The following is a 1,397-nucleotide window of genomic DNA, read 5'->3' as shown; positions in this document are numbered from 1 at the left end:
AGAGGGCGGTTCGTGAGTCTTCGGGCGGTTCTGTCGTCGCTTGATGGTGTGGGTGTGGACTGAATCCCGCGGTCCGCAGTCGTCGTTCTGGTGATGTGATGAGGTGACTGAACGCAAGCCGTACCCGAGTGACTTATCGGACGGGCAGTGGGCGTTGATCGAACCGGTGATCACGGCGTGGAAGAGCCGGCATCGCTCGGTCAGCGGCCACCAGAGCGCCTATGCAATGCGGGAGATCGTGAACGCGATCCTCTACCAGGGCCGGACCGGCTGCCAGTGGGCCTACCTCCCGAACGACCTCCCGCCCAAGAGCGCGACGTACTACTACTTCGCCGCCTGGCGGGACGACGGGACCGACCAGGTCATCCACGAGCTCCTGCGCTGCCAGGTCCGAGAGAAGGCCCGCCGATTAGAGGACCCGACCCTGGTGGTGCTGGACACCCAGAGTGTTCACGCGGCGACCGGGGTCCCCGCCTCCACGACCGGCCACGACGCCGCGAAGCGAGTCCCGGGCCGCAAGCGGGGTCTGGCCGTGGACGTGCTCGGGCTGGTCATCGCGGTGGTCGTCCTCGCCGCGAGCGCACACGACAACGCCGCCGGCATCGCTCTGCTCGGCCAGGTTGCCGAGAACACCGGCAACACCGTCGAGAAGGCCCTGGTCGACCAGGGCTTCAAGACCGCCGTGGTCGCCCACGGCACCACGCTCGGTATCGACGTGGAGATCGTCCAACGCAACCCTCAGGACATCGGTTTCGTCCCGCAGCCGAAGCGCTGGAGGGTCGAGCAGACCTACGGAATCCTGATACTGCACCGGCGCCTGGTCCGCGACTACGAACACCGCCCGGCCTCCTCGGCCTCCCGCGTCTACTGGGCCATGACCCACGTGATGGCCCGCCGGCTCACCGGGGAGAACACCCCCACCTGGCGCGACCCGCGAGTGGTTGCCGCGTGAACCTCCAGCCCCTCCTCGATGCCCTCGGCATCCAGGAAGACGCTGCCCGGGCCCTGGCCGACGACCTCCGCGGGCAGATCACCGAACTGCACAACCGCCTTCGGGAAGCCGAGACCCGTCTCGAACACCTCGTGATCACACGACAGACCGTCACCAGCCTCACCGACCGACTCCCGGCCGGCCCACCGGACCTGCCCGAGCACCCGGACTACCCTCGCATCCTCAGCGTCTTCAACAATGCGACCGGCCCTCTACGAGCCCGGGACATCTGCGAAGCCCTTGAGCACGAACCGCTGCCGAAGAACATCGAGGGCACCCGCGCAAAGCTGAAACGCCTGGTCAAGCTCGACATCCTCACCGAAGCCGACACCGGCAGCTTCACCAGGAAGCAGTAGCCCGCACCAGCCTCATCTAGAAACGGACATCACCTCACGAACCGCCCTCT

At 66.9% G+C, this 1,397-nt stretch carries 2 protein-coding genes; both read left to right on the top strand.

Going from position 1 to position 1,397, the window contains the following annotated elements:
• Nucleotides 1-103: 103 nt before the first annotated feature.
• Nucleotides 104-952, top strand: coding sequence for an IS5 family transposase (locus ACLJTM_RS34595; RefSeq protein ID WP_411107795.1), 849 nt, complete (start codon nucleotides 104-106; stop codon nucleotides 950-952).
• The gene (locus tag ACLJTM_RS34590) at nucleotides 949-1,347 is read left to right on the top strand and encodes a hypothetical protein (protein ID WP_411107794.1); all 399 of its coding nucleotides are present in this window, start codon (nucleotides 949-951) and stop codon (nucleotides 1,345-1,347) included. Before ACLJTM_RS34595 ends, ACLJTM_RS34590 begins: the two co-directional genes overlap by 4 nt.
• Nucleotides 1,348-1,397: the final 50 nt, after the last annotated feature.

This window comes from Streptomyces sp. cmx-4-9 (assembly GCF_046548835.1).
Taxonomy (GTDB): domain Bacteria; phylum Actinomycetota; class Actinomycetes; order Streptomycetales; family Streptomycetaceae; genus Streptomyces.
This window is presented reverse-complemented; position numbering and strand designations above follow the sequence as displayed.